Source organism: Curtobacterium sp. MCBA15_004 (assembly GCF_001865055.2).
GTDB lineage: Bacteria > Actinomycetota > Actinomycetes > Actinomycetales > Microbacteriaceae > Curtobacterium.
In genome coordinates this window covers 3,579,393-3,593,923 of the sequence record NZ_CP126266.1, presented here as the reverse complement: position 1 = coordinate 3,593,923, position 14,531 = coordinate 3,579,393, and the positions used below count along the sequence as shown (strand labels likewise).

Sequence of the window (14,531 nt, the reverse complement as noted above, 5' to 3'; positions counted from 1 at the left end):
CCCCCAGCCGGTCTGGCTGAGGGTCGTTCCAGCGGGGCCGTACCTACTGTCGGCTCGAGCTTCGAGCGAACATGGAGTTCGTTACTCGTTCGTGATGCGGTCAGGAGGCCCAGGAACCACAGCAGCAACTACGGCGTGAGTGCTTCGAATCGGCTTGCACCGTGGCCCCTGCCGACGTAGAGCAACTTCGCGCGGACGCGGGTCGTTCCGGGGGCTCGGCGCTTGACGGCTTCGACGTAGAGCGCGAGTTGCTTCCGGTCCTTCTCCAGCACCCAGTCCGGCGGGTTGGCGTTCCCGACCTTCAGGTCGAGGACGTCGATGACGCCTCTCTGCCGCCACACGACGAGGTCCACGCGAAGGCGAGTCGGCACACCCTCGACGGGGTTGAAGAATCCATCCGCCATGAAGAGCGGCACTTCCGACCAGACGCAGGTCGTCAGCCCTCCGGTGAGGCCGACTTCCCGGATGAATGCAGCGATGCCGTTCGCAGCGTTGATGACGTACCGGTCGAGATCGATGAGAACCTCGCGGCGATCGGCCGTGGACAGGCGTTGCCATTCTGGTTCGAAGGTCGTGACATCTCTCGGGCCTTCGAGGTTGACGAGGCCGAGAGCGGTGTCCTTCTCGAGATCGGAACCTCCATCGAGCAGGTTCTCGAGCGCACGGGCGAGCACAGTCGACGCGACGACCGCTCGCCGTTTCACGAACTCCGGATCTTTCACAGCGCGGAGCTGGTCCCCGACGAGTGGCCTGGTGAACGGCCACAACACGGCTCGGTGAACGAGTTGACCCCGGAGCATGAAGATCGTGTTGTCCCCCATGGAAGGACATCTTGCTCCAGATCGCGCGTCCAGCGACACAACCGCGGACGCCGCGGTCCGTACCCTCGCGGATCTGTCTGCGGCTGTCCAGTCGGAGGGCCGGTGTGTCATCCGTGGGCTCGCGACTCCTCCGCGGGCGGCGCGCTGAAGAGGTTGACGACGTTGCCGTCGGGATCCCGGACCAGCGCGGAGCGGTTACCCCACGGCATCGTGCTCGGTTCGAGGACGACGTCGTCGCCGTCGAGCTCGAGTGCGGCGAAACGGCCGTCGACGTCGGCGACCTCGAACTCGATGAAGACCGATCGGTTGGTCGCCGGGGTGAGCGCACCGCCGAGCATCGCGACGGTCGCGGTGCTCGCGATCGCGAGGGTCGCGCCGGGTCCACTGAACCGGGCGAAGACGGGGGCGGGTCGCTCGGCGCGCTGGCCGGTGACCCGCTCGTAGAACGCGACGAGACCGTCGAGGTCGTCGGTGACGATGCGGATGGACGAGAACGACATGGAAGCTCCTGCGGTGGTGACGTCGGTGGGGTGGAGCACCAGCATCACCGGAGGTCGCGACACCGTCCTGTCGGTGTTCCGTGCAGGACGGCGACCGCCGGTCAGTCCCCGACCGCTGACCGGAGCCGCCCGTACTGGATCGCGAGGTCCTCGGCGCGGAGCGCGCGCACCGGCGGGCGTTCGTCGGTGACCGTGACGGCGAGCATGCGGTCTGCCCGGAACGCCCGCACACCCTGTCGCAGCCGGCACCAGGCGATCAGGTACCACTGCCCGTCCTTCTCGATCGAGCCCAGCGGTTCGACGTCGCGGGTGGACTCCGCTCCGCTGGCGTCCTGGTACCGCAGCCGGACGACGCGGTCGGCACGCAGGGCCTCCGCGAACGCGAGCGGCACGGGCGCGCCCCCGTCGTCGTCGCTCTCGAGGAAGTGCACCCGGGACGCGGAGGCACTGGCGCGTGCGGCGGCGCGCTCGGGCATGACCGCGAGCACCTTCTTCGCGGCGGTCCGGGCGGACTGCCGGAACGGGCTGCGCTGGAGTGCGCCGAGTCCGATGAGCACCGCGAGGGCCTCGTCCGGCGTGAACCCCGCCGGACCCAGCGTCGCCGACGCGTCGATGACGTACCCACCGGTCCGGCCGGGCTCCGCCCAGATCGGCATGCCCGACTGCTGCAACGCGGCGAGGTCCCGTTCAATGGTCCGCACGGACACCTCGAAGCGCTCCGCGAGGCGACGGGCGCTCCGCGGCCGCGGCGACACGGCCCGGAGCTCCTCCACGAGACCGTAGAGACGATCGGTCCGGTTCACCCGTCCATCATCCGGCACCGGGCCACCTCGACGTTCGGCGCCGCTCCCACTGCTTGCACCTGCGCAACGTCACCGGCCGTGGACGGCCGAACCACGAACACCGGACGTCGGTGGTCGAGGCGGCGCTGTCGCCCGCGTCCTGTCGGCGGCATCGCCTAGCGTGCGTGCGTGAAGATCCTCCTGCTCTCCCGGCACACCGGAGCCCTCGCGCCGTTCCTCGCGGAGGTGACCCGTGCCTCCCGGAGCCGTCTGCGGATCGGCTACGTCACCGACGCGCAGTCGGCGTTCCCGGACGCGCCGTTCGTGCTCGCGGAACGTGACGCGGTCCACCGACTCGGTCACGAGGTCGTCGACGTCACGGTCCGGACCTCGACGCCCCTCCGGCTCGGCGAGCAGCTCTCGGCCCTCGACGCGGTCTACGTGGCGAGCGGGAGCACGTTCGCGCTGCTCGAGGCCCTGCGGACGACGGGCAACGACACGGTCCTCGCCGAGCACGTGCGCGCTGGCCTGCCGTACGTCGGGGCGAGCGCTGGTTCGATCATCGCCGGACCGGACGTCACTCCGGCATCCCTCATGGACGACCCGGCCGACGGACTAGGGCTCGCCGACTTCGCCGGACTCGGCCTGATCGACCAGACGGTCATCCCGCACGCCGACGGGCAGCTGCCGCCGTACCCGCCCGAGGTGATCCAGGAGACGGTGGACCGTTACGGCGCCGGGCACCGCTTGGTGCTGCTGCGCGACGACCAGGCGCTGCGGGTCGACGGGGACGACCGGACAGTGGTCGCCTCGCTCCCCGACCGGCCCGCCTCCTCGTAGTCCGTCGTCGGGCCGTCCGCGGGGTGGTCCGGGATCGGCGGCGGCCACGGAGGTGACGACGCAGGAACGACGATCGTCACGGGCCCGCCGACGATCCGGGGCGTTCCTCCAGACAGGAACGATCTCGGCAGTGTCCCTGTCCCCCGCTGCGCGCGAACCGGCCCGTCGCCGAGCCGCGGCGGGCTGATGGTCGCTCCGCTCCGGCACCGGTCACGGAGCCGGGCGGAGCGCCCGGCTCAGCGCAGCTCGAGTCCCGGGTCCACCGCGCGGAACCGGTCGTCCAGGAACCGTCCGTTCACGACGACCGCCGCGGCGTCACGCTCCACGGCCGCGTCGCGCATCCCCTGTGCTGCGGTCTCGAGGGCGTCGAGCTGCCGTCGCAGCGCTCCGAGCGGTGTGGAGCCGTCGGACAGCCGGTGGGTCGCAGCCCAGTCCGCGGGGAGCGCGCAGTAGGAACGGAGCGTGTCCGGCAGGTAGGTCGTGGCGGTGCGCGTGACGACGACCACCGGTTCACCGGTGGCGCCGTCGAGGCGCGCCAGCCCGTCGACGAGCAGCTCCGCGATGCGGCCGACGGTGGCCGCCTCGCCGGCCGGGAGGCGCGTGGCAGCTTCCGCGGTCAGCGCGACCAGACCGCGGTGCACGTCACCGTCCGTGACACGGAACGCGTCGACGGTGCGGATGCCGAGCCTCCCGAGCGCCGCGGCGGCCGCCGCCGTGTCACCCGCCGCGTCGGCGGCGACGGCCGCGACCTCACCGACGAAGCGCTGCAGCCACGCACCGAGCGCCGGCCGCTCCCGTGCGATGGTCACGCCGCCGGAGACCCGGGCTGCCTCGGTGGCGAGTCCCCCACCGTCGCGGCGGACCGTGAGCGTCTCGCTCGCGCCCGCGAGTCGGACGCTGCGGACGGCGCCCGGCCGTCCGGCCAGGCGGTCGGCCAGGGTGCGCGCACGCTCGACGTCGAGCACGCGGTCGACGACCGATGCGGGAAGGGCGGCCGCGGCGGCGTCGGCGAGGCCGTCGAGCAGCTCCTGCGGGTCGGTGCCGGCGTCGAGGCCGACGTGTGCCGAGGGAGCGGTCACCGGTCGTCCGTGAGCGGGAGGACGAGGGTCGGGGTCGCGATGACGTGGTCGGGGCGGAGGGAGCGCACGGCGGTCCCGATCGCGAAGAACTCCGTCGTGTGGCCGCCCCACCGGTGCGGCAGCGACAGGAGCTGCACGCCGACGATGCCCTCGGCGTCCAGCTGCTCGGCCTCGGTCTGCATCCGGCCCATCGCGAGCTCCCGAGCGTCGTAGAGGGCCTCGGTGTACTGGGGGATCTCGGTGTTCATCCCGAAGGTCGTCATCGACGCCATCATGCCGCGGTGGGCGATGTGGTAGACGCAGGTGCCCATCGTGAGCCCGAGCGGCGCGTACCCGGCCTGGATCAGCGTCCAGAAGTCCTGCCCGGACAGGTCCGACGTGAACGGCAGGCCCTTGGTGTTGCGCCACGTGCCCGTGGGCGGTGCGGCGTCGGCGACGACGGCGGTGCCGACGGCGGTGAACTCGGCGAGGTCGTTGCCGTACTCCTTGAACTCGATCTCGAGCCGCACGCCGACGATGCCGTCGGCGCCCAGGCGGTCGGCCTCGGCCTCCATGCGCGTCATCGCGAGTTCACGGGCGTGGTACATCGCCTCGCTGAGCTTGTCGAGCTCCATGTTGCGGCTCCAGCGGGCCGTCTGGATGCCCACGTGGTACACGCTCGACCCGAGCACGAGCCCGACGGGGCGGAAGCCGGCCTGCCGCACGAGCAGGAACTCGTTCACCGACAGGTCCGACGTGAACAGTCGGCCCGCGCCGTCGGCGAGCCGGGCCGTGGCGTCGGCGGGGAGCGGGACGCTGCCGAGGTCGGGGGTGCTCATGGGTCGTGCCTCTCGGGTTCGTGGGTCGGTTCGGGTCGGGTGGCCGGGAACGGGGTCGGTCCGGTCCGGACGACGGCGCGTCAGCGGTGTCGCACCGGGCGTCCGGAGCCGGGGTCGCGCAGCGGGATGACGGTCGTCACGTCCCGGCGGGCGGTGGCGGTCGCGGACCGGCCGCGGAACGCGTGCATCGGTCCCGGAGCGATCCCGGTCCCGACGAACACCGCCTCGGCGTGCAGGTCGACCTCGTCACCGCACGAGGTCTCGAACTCGTGCACGGACGCCGCCGTCACCACCAGGTCGGTCGCCCCGAGGGTGCCGACCCGGCGGGAGAGCTGGAGCCGGGCGTCGGCGCGGGCGGCCTGCAGCAGCTGGGTCAGCCCGTCGACCTCGGTGTTGCCGGTCCACACCGAACGCTGCTGCTTGAGCAGCGCGTCCTCGTGCTTCGTCGACACCGACAGCCCGAGTGCGGTGCCGCGCGGCACGTACCCGGACTGGAGGAGCGCGGCGGTGTGCTCGGCGGAGAACCCGGCCGTCCAGGGGCCGGCGGCGCGTGCGGGTGGGCTGACCGACGGGTCCAGGCTGCGGACCGCGGTGCCGAGGGCGGTGAACTCCCACACCCGGCCGTCGAGCCGCTCCCGACCGATCCGGACGTCGACGACGCCGTCGGCCGCGAGCATCGTCGCCTCGGCCACCATCCGGTCGCGGGCCCCGTGCCAGGCTCGTGAGAACGCCTGCACGTAGGAGCCGAAGCCGACGTTCCGGCCGTTCCTGCCGCCGGTCGTCAGCACGGGCGCGGTCCACGGGGCGTACCCGCCACCGGGTCCGAACCCCGACACGCCCGCGCCGGGGAGCGCCCAGATGCCGCAGCCGCCCCCGGTCCAACCCAGCTGCACGACCACCGAGCCGAACACCTCGCCGACGGGCTGCAGGGCCACGGACCGGACGGCTGCGGCGCCCGCGGCGGAGAGCAGCGAACCGGCGACTCCGCTCTCCCGTTGCCGGGCAGCGCGTGCGTGTGCGGCGGGCGGGAGTCCGTCGGACCACGTCGTCATGACCACCCCCGAGAGATGCGGTGTGCGGACGGGTGCCGCACGTGGCCTCAGCCTGGCACCGGGACGCCGGGGTCAGCGGGTGGCTGTCGGGATCCTCAGCGCTCGACGCGCTCGCGCGCCCCCGCCCGAGCCCGCCGCAACGTGACGCTCGGCGGCTCGCCGAACCGCTCGGCGTACGCCCCGGCGAAGCGCCCGAGGTGGGTGAGGTGCCACCGGCGGGCGGTCTCGGCGACGGTCGTGCCCGCCCCGCCCGCGACGAGCTCCCGCCGCGCCCCCTCGAGCCGTTCGGCCCGCAGACGCTCCATCGGCGACTCCCCGTAGGTGCGACGCATGGCGCTCTGCAGCCCGCGTTCGCTGAGTCCGACGGCGTTCGCGATGTCGCGGAGCTCGAGCGGCGACCCGGCGTTGTCCCGGATCCAGGCGGCGGCGCGGGCGGCGGCGGTGGAGGGCTCGGGTTCGGCGCCCTCGACGAGGGGGAAGGCGTCGATCACGGCCGCGGCGATCTGCTGGTTCAGGGCTGCACGCTGCGCCTCGTCGAGCCGCCCGTCCATGACCTGGCCGGCGCGCGAGCGGATGATCGCGCGGAGCGGGCCGAGCGCGACCTCGATGTCGGGCTGCTGGTCGAAGAGCAGCGGGCCGCGGACGTACCGCTGCCGTCGGGCGAGCTCGGCGCGGAGCACGCGGTCGGACAGGTGGACCATCGTGAGCTTCCGGATGTCCGCCGTGAACGTGTACGCCACGGATGCCGAGAGCAGGAGCGGGTGCCCCGGCGTGACCTCGAGCACGGTGCCGTCGCGGGTGTCCTCGAGCGAGGCGGTGCCGTCGGCGACCCAGAACACGATGTGGTCGGCGCGGGGTTCCATCCGCCCGCTGCGGGTCCCCTCGACCTCGGCGCCGCGCATCGACACGTCGGCGTCTCCGGCACCGACGTACCGGAAGGTCTCGAGGGCACTGTCGATGCCGCCCCCGGTGCCGTAGATCCGGTCGAGTTCGGCGCCGCGGTCCTCACTGATCGCCTCGACGTGGAAGCGTCGGAAGGAGGGGCTGTCCGCCTCCGGGGACTCCGGTGCCATGACGGCATGATGGCAGGTCGCGCGCGGTTCCGGGAGCGCGGCCGCCACGACACCGCGCCACGGGCGCTCGCGGCGTCCCCGCGGGGCGGACGGGAGGCGCGTGGCGGCGCCGCCACGGGCCTCCCGTCCGTCAGTCGGTCCCCGTCTGCGCGGGGTGCGCCATCGTGTCGGCCGCCTGGTCGTACAGGCCGTCGGCCAGCGCGTTCAGGACCTGGTGGAGCTCGCCGCCGTGCGCGCCGTCCACGGCGCGGAGCATCGCGCCGTAGCGCGCGCGGTAGTCGGCGACCACGGCCTCGCCGCCGGGCAGCAGCCGCAGCAGGGAGCCCCGTCGGTCGCTCGGGTTCGGGGCGCGCTCGAGCAGGTCGGCGGCGCTCATGCGGTCGATCATGTTCGTCACGGCGCCCGAGGTCAGGCCGAGGTAGCCGGCGACCTCGGTCGGGGTGCTGTACCCGGTGTCGCTGATGAGCACGAGGGCGCGGAGCGCGTTCTCGTGGATGCCCGCCCGCGCGCTCAGCTGGCCGACCAGGCTCGTGTTCGCGCGGACGACCGCGGCGAACGCGGCCATCAGGTCGTCGTCGGCAGTGGGTGTCACGGTGCGTCCTGCTTCCGTCGGGCGGGGTACCCGGGCGTCCCCCGCTCTGGGGACAGTATACGAGTTGTCAAGTTGGTCAACGGTTGACTATCTTGATCAGTGAAGCAAGTCGGCCCGAACCCCTTGCTCGTCCACACACCGAGAACACCCACCGAACGACGAGGTACACCGTGTCCAAGCTCCGCACCGCCGCCCTGAAGCGGATCCGTTTCGCCCCCGTGGCCCTGGTCGCGGGCATCTTCGCGGCCGTCCTGCTGTCGCTCTCGCTCACCGGCACCCTCTCCGGGTTCGCGGCCAGCATCACGAACAGCAGCAACACCGCCGCCTCGGGCACGCTCGTCATGCAGGAGCAGAACGCCGGCGCCAACGTCACGTGCCTCAGCACCGACGGCGGCTCGGTCTCCACGAACGCCGCGACCTGCTCGACCATCAACAAGTTCGGTGGCAGCACGACGATGACGCCGGGCAACACCGTCAACACCGCGATCTCGATCAAGAACACCGGTACCGCGAACGCCGCGACCTTCACGCTGACCCCCGGCGCCACCTGCACCCAGTCGGCCAACGGCGCCCAGAACGGCACCGCGACGGACCTCTGCGCCAAGATGAACGTCGTCATCACCTCGGGCTCGACCACCGTCTTCAGCGGCACCCTCGCCAGCTTCAAGGGCGCGGCCGCCACCGCCTTCACGATGCCGCAGGCCCCCGCCGCCGGCGCGTCCGTCCCGTTCAACTTCGCGGTCACGCTGGACTCCTCGGCCGGCAACACCTACCAGGGCCTCGCCGCCTCGGTCCCGATGACCTGGACCTTCACCGCCTGATCCCGTCCGGTCCGGTGACACCGTCCCGGACCGGACGACGGGGCCCACCACCCCACCCAGGACCGGCACCGGCCGTCCGTCCCCCCACGAGACGGCCGGAGCCACCACCGGCAGCGCCCGACCGGCCCCCCTCCGGCCGGGCGCTGCCGCACACAGCACCACGCAGCACGGCAGCACAGCACCACGCAGCACCGTTCCACCGCACGACCGTCCCACCGCAGGCCCACCACCGACCGGAGCACCACATGAGCCAGATCGCAGCGCTCCCGCTGACCGGCACGCTCGACCGGCTGCACCTGCGCGGACGCGTGACCAGCCGCTCCGAGGTCCTCCTCGCCTGGCTCGTCGCAGCCGTCGCCGCCGTCCTGCTCGGCGCCGCGGTCCTGTTCCTCTCCGCCGGTGGTCGCTGGTTCGTCGTCGAGACCCCCTCGATGGGCGAGGCCGCACCGGTCGGCACGCTCGTGCTCGACCTGCCGGTCGACGTCACGACCCTGCACGTCGGCGACGTCGTCTCCTTCGAGACCACCGCCAACCCGGGCGTCGTCTACACGCACCGCATCATCGCGGAGGACGCCGACGGCGGACTCCACACCCGCGGTGACATCAACGGCGCGACCGACCCGTGGACGCTCACCCAGGCCGACGTCATCGGCACCCCGGTCCTGCTCGTGCCGTACATCGGCTGGCTGTTCCGCGCCGCCCCGGTCCTGCTCATCGGCACGCTCATCGTCCTCACCCTGACGAGCGCGTTCACCGACCGCGTCACCCGCAGCTGCCTGCGGATCGCCGGCACCGCCCTGACGAGCGCGTACGCGGCGTTCCTCTTCAAGCCGTTCGTCAACGTGACCACCATCACGAACACCTCCACGCCGCACGGTGTCGAGGCGACCGTGGTGTCCTCCGGCGTGTTCCCCGTGCGCATCGACGCCCACGGCGGCAACACCGTGCACCTCGTCGACGGCGAGGTCGGCCGCGTCGTCATCCACGAGCTCACCCACAACGGGCAGTACCAGCTGACGTCGAACATCGACCTCGACCCGATCGGTTGGGTCGCCCTCGTGCTCGTCTGCCTCGTCCCGCTGGTCGCCTGCCTGGCCGTCGGCCGCGTCGAACCGGTGCGTGCCTCGTGAACCACGGACAGCTCGGCACCGCGCAGCCGGTCCACGGCCGTCGTCGTTCCACCCCGACCCGGTCGGCCGCCAGCCGTCGCCTGCTCGGCGCGGTCCCGTTCCGCCGCCTGCTCGCTGCGGTCCCGTTCCGCCGCCTGCGGGACCCCCGCGTGGTCGCTGTCCTGCTCGTCGCCGCACTCGCCGCGGTCCTGCTCGTGAACCACTTCGCGCCGACCCGCTCGGCGTTCAGCGCCACCGTCACGGACTCCACGAACACCGCCGCCACGGCGCCGTACTTCACGTGCACGGCCGCGGTGGCCGGGGACGCCGCGAACGCGCTGTTCGCGTACGACCTCGACGAGACCTCGGGGACGCGGACCGCGGCGGACTCGTCCGGCAAGGGTGCCGCCGGCACGTACCAGAACGGCATGACCTCGACGACGCCGAACCCGAACGCCTGCCCGCGCGACGCCGGCGGCTCGTACGCGCTGAACGGCTCCACGATGACGCCGAACTTCGTTTCGACCCCGAGGTCGTACGCCAACCCGACCACCTTCAGCGAGGAGGTCTGGTTCCGCACCACCGTGGCGGGCGGCCTGCTCATCGGCTTCGGCAGCAACCAGGTGATGCAGTCGGGGCAGCACGACCGGCAGATCTACGTCAACACGTCCGGCCAGCTCGTGTTCGGCGCCTACAACGGCGCCACCCAGGTGGTCACCTCGCCGAAGGCGGTCACCGACGGCGCGTGGCACCACGTGGTCGCGACGATGTCGCCCACGAACGGGATGCGGCTCTACCTCGACGGGGTCGTGGTCGCGTCGAACACGTCCTACAAGGTCGCCGAGAACTACACGGGCTACTTCCGCATCGGGTACGACACGATCAGCGGGTGGCCCGGGGCGCCCGCCAACTTCGCCTTCACCGGCTCGATGCGGTACGCCGCCGTGTACTCGACGGAGCTCACCGCGCAGCAGGTCGCTGCGCACGCCACCGCCGGGCGCTGACGCGCGCCGGACCGGCGCCCACGCGACGGCGGTGCCGGTCTGCGGTGTGGTCGACGCGTCGCGGACGGGAGGCGCGGTGCGGGCCCGACCCGCGCCTCCCGTCCGGTGGCGGGTCGCGTCCCGGTCCGCGACCCACCCGTCCAGCGCGGCGTGCGTCGCGCCGGTCGCGGCAGGGCGGGCGTCCCGACCTGCGCGGGTACGCTCGGGCCGGTCGCCACCAGCCGGCCCGGCGACCGACCGGGCCACCCCACGAAAGGCCCCCGTGCGTCTCCGAGCCCTCCTCGCCACCGTCGTCGTCGCAGCGCTCGCGCCGGTGGTGCTCCTCGCCGGTCCTGCGTCGGCGCACGACGTCCTCGTGTCGTCGGACCCCGCGGCGGACGCAGCCGTGTCGGGCGACCTCGACGTGGTCACGCTCACGCTGTCCGAGGAGCCGTTGTCCGGCCTGCAGACCGGCATCGTCATCAGCGTGACCGACGCCGCCGGGGCCGAGCACACCTCGGGCGAGGTCCGGGTGTCGGGGACGACCATCGCGAAGCCGGTCGACCTGGCGACGCCCGGGACCTACCGGGTGCAGTGGCGGAGCGTCTCCGTCGACGGGCACCCGATCTCCGGCGAGTACCGCTTCACGTCCACCGGGGCCACCACCCCCTTGCCCACCGGCGCTCCGTCCGCATCCGCGTCCGCCGCGGCACCCGCTGCCGAGCCGACCCCGACCGCAGCGACCTCGACCGCGGTTGCCGCGACCGCCGGGCACCAGCACGGCGGCAGCACCCCGTGGGTCCTCGGTGGGATCGTCGTCGTCGCGCTCGCCGCGGTGCTCGTCACCCGCCTCGTGCAGCGTCGCCGACCCACGGCGGACGGTGCCGGGAGCGCCTCCGCGGACGTCACCGGGACGGACCAGGGGTGAGCACGACCGCCGACGACGCACGGGCCGCGCTCGCCGCGGTGGTCGGCTCCGGGCCGCTCGTCCCCGCGACGCCCGGCACCGAGGACCCCCGCGCCGCCGCCGTCCTCATGCTGTTCGGCGTGCTCGACCGGGTCCCGAGCAGCCGCCCCGCGCGCGCCGACGCGGTGCACCGGGACCTCGACGTGCTCCTGCTCGCGCGTGCGTCGACGCTCCGGTCACACCCCGGCGAGGTCGCGTTCCCGGGCGGTCGCATCGACCCGGGTGACGCGGACGCGCCCGCCGCCGCTCTCCGCGAGGCCCGGGAGGAGACCGGACTCGACCCGACCGGTGTCGAGGTCCTCGGCACCCTGCCCGCCGTCCCGCTCGCCCACTCGAACCACCTGGTGCGCCCGGTGCTCGGCTGGTGGCGGGAGCCGACGCCCGTCCGGGTCGTCGACGAGCGGGAGTCGGCCGCGGTCTTCCGCACGCCGGTCGCCGACCTGCTCGACCCCGCACACCGCGGGGTCACGGTCCTGCGGCGCGGCGGCCAGGAGTGGCGGGGTCCGGCGTTCACGGTCCGCTCCGACCGTGGCGAGCACACGCTGTGGGGCTTCACCGCGATGCTGCTCGACGCGCTGTTCGACCGGCTCGACTGGACCGAGCCGTGGGAGCACGGGCGGGAGCTGCCGCTGCCGGGGACGACGCGCCGCTGATCCCGTCCCACGGCACCCGCGGGAGCGTGCCGCGCCTGCCGGTCGCGGCACGGGCGTCCGCCGCGTCGTAGGGTCGTGCCATGACCGTCGTCGCCCTGGTGTTCGCAGCCCTCGCCGCGCTCCTGCACGTGTACATCTTCGTGCTCGAGTCCGTCCTCTGGACGACCCCCCGCGCCCGCTCCACCTTCGGCACGACCGAGGAGGACGCCGTCGTGACGAAGGGGCTCGCGTTCAACCAGGGCTTCTACAACCTGTTCCTGGCCGTGCTCGTGGTCGTGGGCATCGTCGTGGCCGCCGCCGGCGGGACCGCGGTCGGGACGACGCTCGTCGTCGCCGGGACCGCGAGCATGCTCGCCGCCGCGCTGGTGCTCTTCACGAGCGACGCGACGAAGCGCCGGGCCGCGACCACCCAGGGCGCGCTGCCGCTGCTGTCGCTCGTGGCGCTGGGCATCGCCGGGCTCGTCTGAGTCCGTCCTCGTCCCGAGCTGGCCTGCCCCGGAGGGCTGAGCCGGGCGTCAGGCCCGGGGGAGCAGCTCGGCCAGGAGCGCCTCGACCCGCTGCCGGACCTCGTCCCGCACGCCGCGCACCTGCTCGATCGGGAGCCCGGCCGGATCGGTGAGCGCCCAGTCCTCGTAGCGCTTGCCCGGGAACACGGGGCAGGCGTCGCCGCACCCCATCGTCACCACGACGTCCGCACGCCGGACCGCGTCGACGGTCAGGACCGCGGGCTGCGCGCCGGCGATGTCGATCCCCTGCTCCGCCATCGCCTGCACGGCCACCGGGTTCAGCTGGTCGGCCGGTGCCGATCCTGCCGAGAAGACGTCGACGCGGTCACCCGCCAGGTGGCGCAGCCAGCCCGCGGCCATCTGGGAGCGACCCGCGTTGTGGACGCAGACGAACAGGACGGCGGGGCGCTGGTCGGACACGGCGGGCTCCTGGGGGTGTGGGGGCGTTCGGCGGCAGGTGCGGCTGGCTCCATCCTGCCGGACGGTCGGCGACGCGCCGTCGGCGGACCGGGCTGCCGAACCGGCTGGCCGGACCTGCGCGTCCGCCGACCGGGCGGCCCGGTGCGGTAGCGTCCGCGCATGATCGTCTGGATCAACGGGACGCACGGGGCGGGCAAGACCACCACGGCGCGTCTCCTGCAACCGCTCCTGCCCGACGCCCACGTCCTCGACCCCGAGAAGGTCGGCGAGGTCCTGATGGACGTCCGCCCGCCGCTGCCGGACCACGGGGACTTCCAGCACTGGGACCCGTGGCGTCCGCTCGTCGTCGAGACCGCGCGGCGGCTGCTCGACCTGGTCGGCGGGACCCTCGTGCTCCCCCAGACCGTGCTCGTCGAGGCCTACTGGCGGGAGATCGCCGACGGGTTCGCCGAGCACGGGATCCCGGTGCGGCACGTCGTGCTGCACGCCGACCAGGACACCCTTCGCCGTCGGATCGAGGACGACGCGGTGGTGGGGTACTCGACCTTCCGGGTCAGTCGGCTCGACCCCTACGCCGAGGCCGCCCGCACCTGGCTGCACGACGCGGCCGAGGTCGTCGACACGGTGGGGCGCTCCCCCGAGCAGGTCGCCCGTGCGATCGCCGCCGGGTCCACCGCCGGCTGACACCGCGGGCACCACCACACGCGTCGCGCCGGTGACCCCGGGACCTCGACGTCGTCGCGGGCCCGGACGCGCGACCCGCAGCGCAGACACGGTCGACCGGCGCGGCCGACCACCCAGTGCTGCTCTCCGCGTCGGAGCCGCCCGGTGGTGACCTGGTACGCGTCGGGCACCGTCGCCGAGTGCCGGAGCATGCGCTGCGCGGTGTCGAGCAGCGTCGGCACGTCGACGGTCCCGATCGGCCGGTCGGGGTGCAGACCGCGGACGTACCCGAGCTCGTTCGCCCAGAGGTTGCCGAGCCCGGCGACGAGCCGCTGGTCGAGCAGCACCCGACGGACGGGCGCGTCCGGGTCGGCCGTCACCCGCCGGAGGGCCTCGGCACGGTCGAAGTCGTCGTGCAGCAGGTCCGGTCCGAGGTGTCCGACCACCCGGTGTTCGTCGCGCGTCGGGACGAGGTCGACCACCGGCAGGGCGATGCCCCACACGGTGCGGCCGTCGTCCAGGGCCATCCGCACCCGGGCGTCGCGCGCGACGTGCGTCGGGAGCCGTCGGCCCGGACCGGTGACCGTCCACGAGCCCGTCATCCGCATGTGGGTGTGCAGGGTCGTGCCGTCGTCGAGCCGGGTGAGCAGGTGCTTGCCGTGCGTGGCGTGCCCGGTGATCCGTCGGCCGGCGATGGACGTCCCCGCGCTCGGCCCGCCGCGGAGCTCGCACCGGACCACGAGGGCGCCGTCGGTCGCACGGAGCCGGGCGGCCAGGCGGTGGACGGAGTCACCCTCGGGCATGCTCCGACGCTAGGTCGCGCCACCGACACCCGGCCGCCCGGGGCCCGCG

Annotated in this window: 18 protein-coding genes; 8 read left to right on the top strand and 10 right to left on the bottom strand. The window is 73.5% G+C overall.

Translation table 11 applies throughout. The annotated features are described in order from the left end of the window. Positions 1-128: 128 nt before the first annotated feature. The 3 genes from QOL16_RS17040 to QOL16_RS17030 form a co-directional block, all read right to left on the bottom strand. Positions 129-821 carry a PD-(D/E)XK nuclease family protein gene (locus QOL16_RS17040; RefSeq protein ID WP_071248101.1) on the bottom strand — a complete coding sequence of 231 codons (693 nt, stop codon included), beginning with the start codon at positions 819-821 and terminating at the stop codon, positions 129-131. 107 nt (positions 822-928) lie between these two features. Beyond that, positions 929-1,321: a VOC family protein gene (locus QOL16_RS17035; RefSeq protein ID WP_071248200.1), complete on the bottom strand. Its 393-nt coding sequence runs from the start codon at positions 1,319-1,321 to the stop codon at positions 929-931. A 101-nt stretch (positions 1,322-1,422) separates the two neighbouring features. Then, a complete protein-coding gene (locus QOL16_RS17030; RefSeq protein WP_065960535.1) occupies positions 1,423-2,124 on the bottom strand; it encodes a YafY family protein in 702 nt (233 codons plus the stop codon). A 168-nt stretch (positions 2,125-2,292) separates the two neighbouring features. On the opposite strand from QOL16_RS17030, the gene QOL16_RS17025 reads away from it, so the two are divergent. After that, a complete protein-coding gene (locus QOL16_RS17025) occupies positions 2,293-2,943 on the top strand; it encodes a Type 1 glutamine amidotransferase-like domain-containing protein (RefSeq protein ID WP_071285535.1) in 651 nt (216 codons plus the stop codon). 236 nt (positions 2,944-3,179) lie between these two features. Here QOL16_RS17025 and QOL16_RS17020 read toward each other — a convergent pair whose 3' ends face one another. The 5 genes from QOL16_RS17020 to QOL16_RS17000 form a co-directional block, all read right to left on the bottom strand. After that, positions 3,180-4,022 carry a hypothetical protein gene (locus QOL16_RS17020; protein WP_071285532.1) on the bottom strand — a complete coding sequence of 281 codons (843 nt, stop codon included), beginning with the start codon at positions 4,020-4,022 and terminating at the stop codon, positions 3,180-3,182. Then, complete coding sequence (locus tag QOL16_RS17015) at positions 4,019-4,840, bottom strand: heavy metal-binding domain-containing protein (protein ID WP_071248110.1); 822 nt, start codon at positions 4,838-4,840, stop codon at positions 4,019-4,021. Before QOL16_RS17015 ends, QOL16_RS17020 begins: the two co-directional genes overlap by 4 nt. 80 nt (positions 4,841-4,920) lie before the next feature. Further along, on the bottom strand, positions 4,921-5,892 hold the full coding sequence (locus tag QOL16_RS17010) for a heavy metal-binding domain-containing protein (protein WP_139266518.1): 972 nt from the start codon (positions 5,890-5,892) through the stop codon (positions 4,921-4,923). A 95-nt stretch (positions 5,893-5,987) separates the two neighbouring features. Continuing rightward, positions 5,988-6,965, bottom strand: coding sequence for a helix-turn-helix transcriptional regulator (locus QOL16_RS17005; protein ID WP_071248114.1), 978 nt, complete (start codon positions 6,963-6,965; stop codon positions 5,988-5,990). A gap of 130 nt (positions 6,966-7,095) precedes the next feature. Continuing rightward, positions 7,096-7,557, bottom strand: coding sequence for a MarR family winged helix-turn-helix transcriptional regulator (locus tag QOL16_RS17000; protein WP_071285528.1), 462 nt, complete (start codon positions 7,555-7,557; stop codon positions 7,096-7,098). A gap of 170 nt (positions 7,558-7,727) precedes the next feature. On the opposite strand from QOL16_RS17000, the gene QOL16_RS16995 reads away from it, so the two are divergent. From QOL16_RS16995 to QOL16_RS16970, 6 genes are all read left to right on the top strand, one after another. After that, a complete protein-coding gene (locus QOL16_RS16995; protein ID WP_065960544.1) occupies positions 7,728-8,378 on the top strand; it encodes a hypothetical protein in 651 nt (216 codons plus the stop codon). Between the two features lie 245 nt (positions 8,379-8,623). Continuing rightward, complete coding sequence (locus QOL16_RS16990; protein ID WP_071248121.1) at positions 8,624-9,508, top strand: S26 family signal peptidase; 885 nt, start codon at positions 8,624-8,626, stop codon at positions 9,506-9,508. Beyond that, positions 9,505-10,491, top strand: a complete 987-nt coding sequence (locus QOL16_RS16985) for a LamG domain-containing protein (protein ID WP_254780333.1) — start codon at positions 9,505-9,507, stop codon at positions 10,489-10,491. Before QOL16_RS16990 ends, QOL16_RS16985 begins: the two co-directional genes overlap by 4 nt. Positions 10,492-10,753: 262 nt before the next feature. Next, positions 10,754-11,398, top strand: coding sequence for a copper resistance CopC family protein (locus tag QOL16_RS16980; RefSeq protein ID WP_071248123.1), 645 nt, complete (start codon positions 10,754-10,756; stop codon positions 11,396-11,398). Then, entirely contained in the window at positions 11,395-12,090 is a 696-nt protein-coding gene (locus QOL16_RS16975; protein WP_370692547.1) for a CoA pyrophosphatase, read from the top strand. Before QOL16_RS16980 ends, QOL16_RS16975 begins: the two co-directional genes overlap by 4 nt. Positions 12,091-12,170: 80 nt before the next feature. Then, on the top strand, positions 12,171-12,557 hold the full coding sequence (locus QOL16_RS16970) for a DUF1304 domain-containing protein (RefSeq protein ID WP_065960566.1): 387 nt from the start codon (positions 12,171-12,173) through the stop codon (positions 12,555-12,557). 48 nt (positions 12,558-12,605) lie between these two features. Here the strand turns inward: QOL16_RS16970 and QOL16_RS16965 are convergent, their stop codons facing one another. Further along, on the bottom strand, positions 12,606-13,016 hold the full coding sequence (locus QOL16_RS16965; RefSeq protein ID WP_065960568.1) for an arsenate reductase ArsC: 411 nt from the start codon (positions 13,014-13,016) through the stop codon (positions 12,606-12,608). A gap of 159 nt (positions 13,017-13,175) precedes the next feature. Between QOL16_RS16965 and QOL16_RS16960 the strand changes: the two genes are divergently transcribed. Further along, on the top strand, positions 13,176-13,700 hold the full coding sequence (locus QOL16_RS16960) for an AAA family ATPase (protein ID WP_071285526.1): 525 nt from the start codon (positions 13,176-13,178) through the stop codon (positions 13,698-13,700). Here the strand turns inward: QOL16_RS16960 and QOL16_RS16955 are convergent. Then, on the bottom strand, positions 13,586-14,482 hold the full coding sequence (locus QOL16_RS16955) for a DNA-formamidopyrimidine glycosylase family protein (RefSeq protein ID WP_139266516.1): 897 nt from the start codon (positions 14,480-14,482) through the stop codon (positions 13,586-13,588). The genes QOL16_RS16960 and QOL16_RS16955 overlap by 115 nt on opposite strands. Positions 14,483-14,531 lie beyond the last annotated feature (49 nt).

What these genes read in the sequence shown, in the direction of transcription:
- QOL16_RS17010 (WP_139266518.1), bottom strand. Translation starts at nt 5,892, where the DNA reads ATGACGACGTGGTCCGACGGACTCCCGCCCGCCGCACACGCACGCGCT.
- QOL16_RS16960 (WP_071285526.1), top strand. Translation starts at nt 13,176, where the DNA reads ATGATCGTCTGGATCAACGGGACGCACGGGGCGGGCAAGACCACCACG.
- QOL16_RS16990 (WP_071248121.1), top strand. Translation starts at nt 8,624, where the DNA reads ATGAGCCAGATCGCAGCGCTCCCGCTGACCGGCACGCTCGACCGGCTG.
- QOL16_RS17015 (WP_071248110.1), bottom strand. Translation starts at nt 4,840, where the DNA reads ATGAGCACCCCCGACCTCGGCAGCGTCCCGCTCCCCGCCGACGCCACG.
- QOL16_RS16970 (WP_065960566.1), top strand. Translation starts at nt 12,171, where the DNA reads ATGACCGTCGTCGCCCTGGTGTTCGCAGCCCTCGCCGCGCTCCTGCAC.
- QOL16_RS17005 (WP_071248114.1), bottom strand. Translation starts at nt 6,965, where the DNA reads ATGGCACCGGAGTCCCCGGAGGCGGACAGCCCCTCCTTCCGACGCTTC.
- QOL16_RS17040 (WP_071248101.1), bottom strand. Translation starts at nt 821, where the DNA reads ATGGGGGACAACACGATCTTCATGCTCCGGGGTCAACTCGTTCACCGA.
- QOL16_RS17035 (WP_071248200.1), bottom strand. Translation starts at nt 1,321, where the DNA reads ATGTCGTTCTCGTCCATCCGCATCGTCACCGACGACCTCGACGGTCTC.
- QOL16_RS16955 (WP_139266516.1), bottom strand. Translation starts at nt 14,482, where the DNA reads ATGCCCGAGGGTGACTCCGTCCACCGCCTGGCCGCCCGGCTCCGTGCG.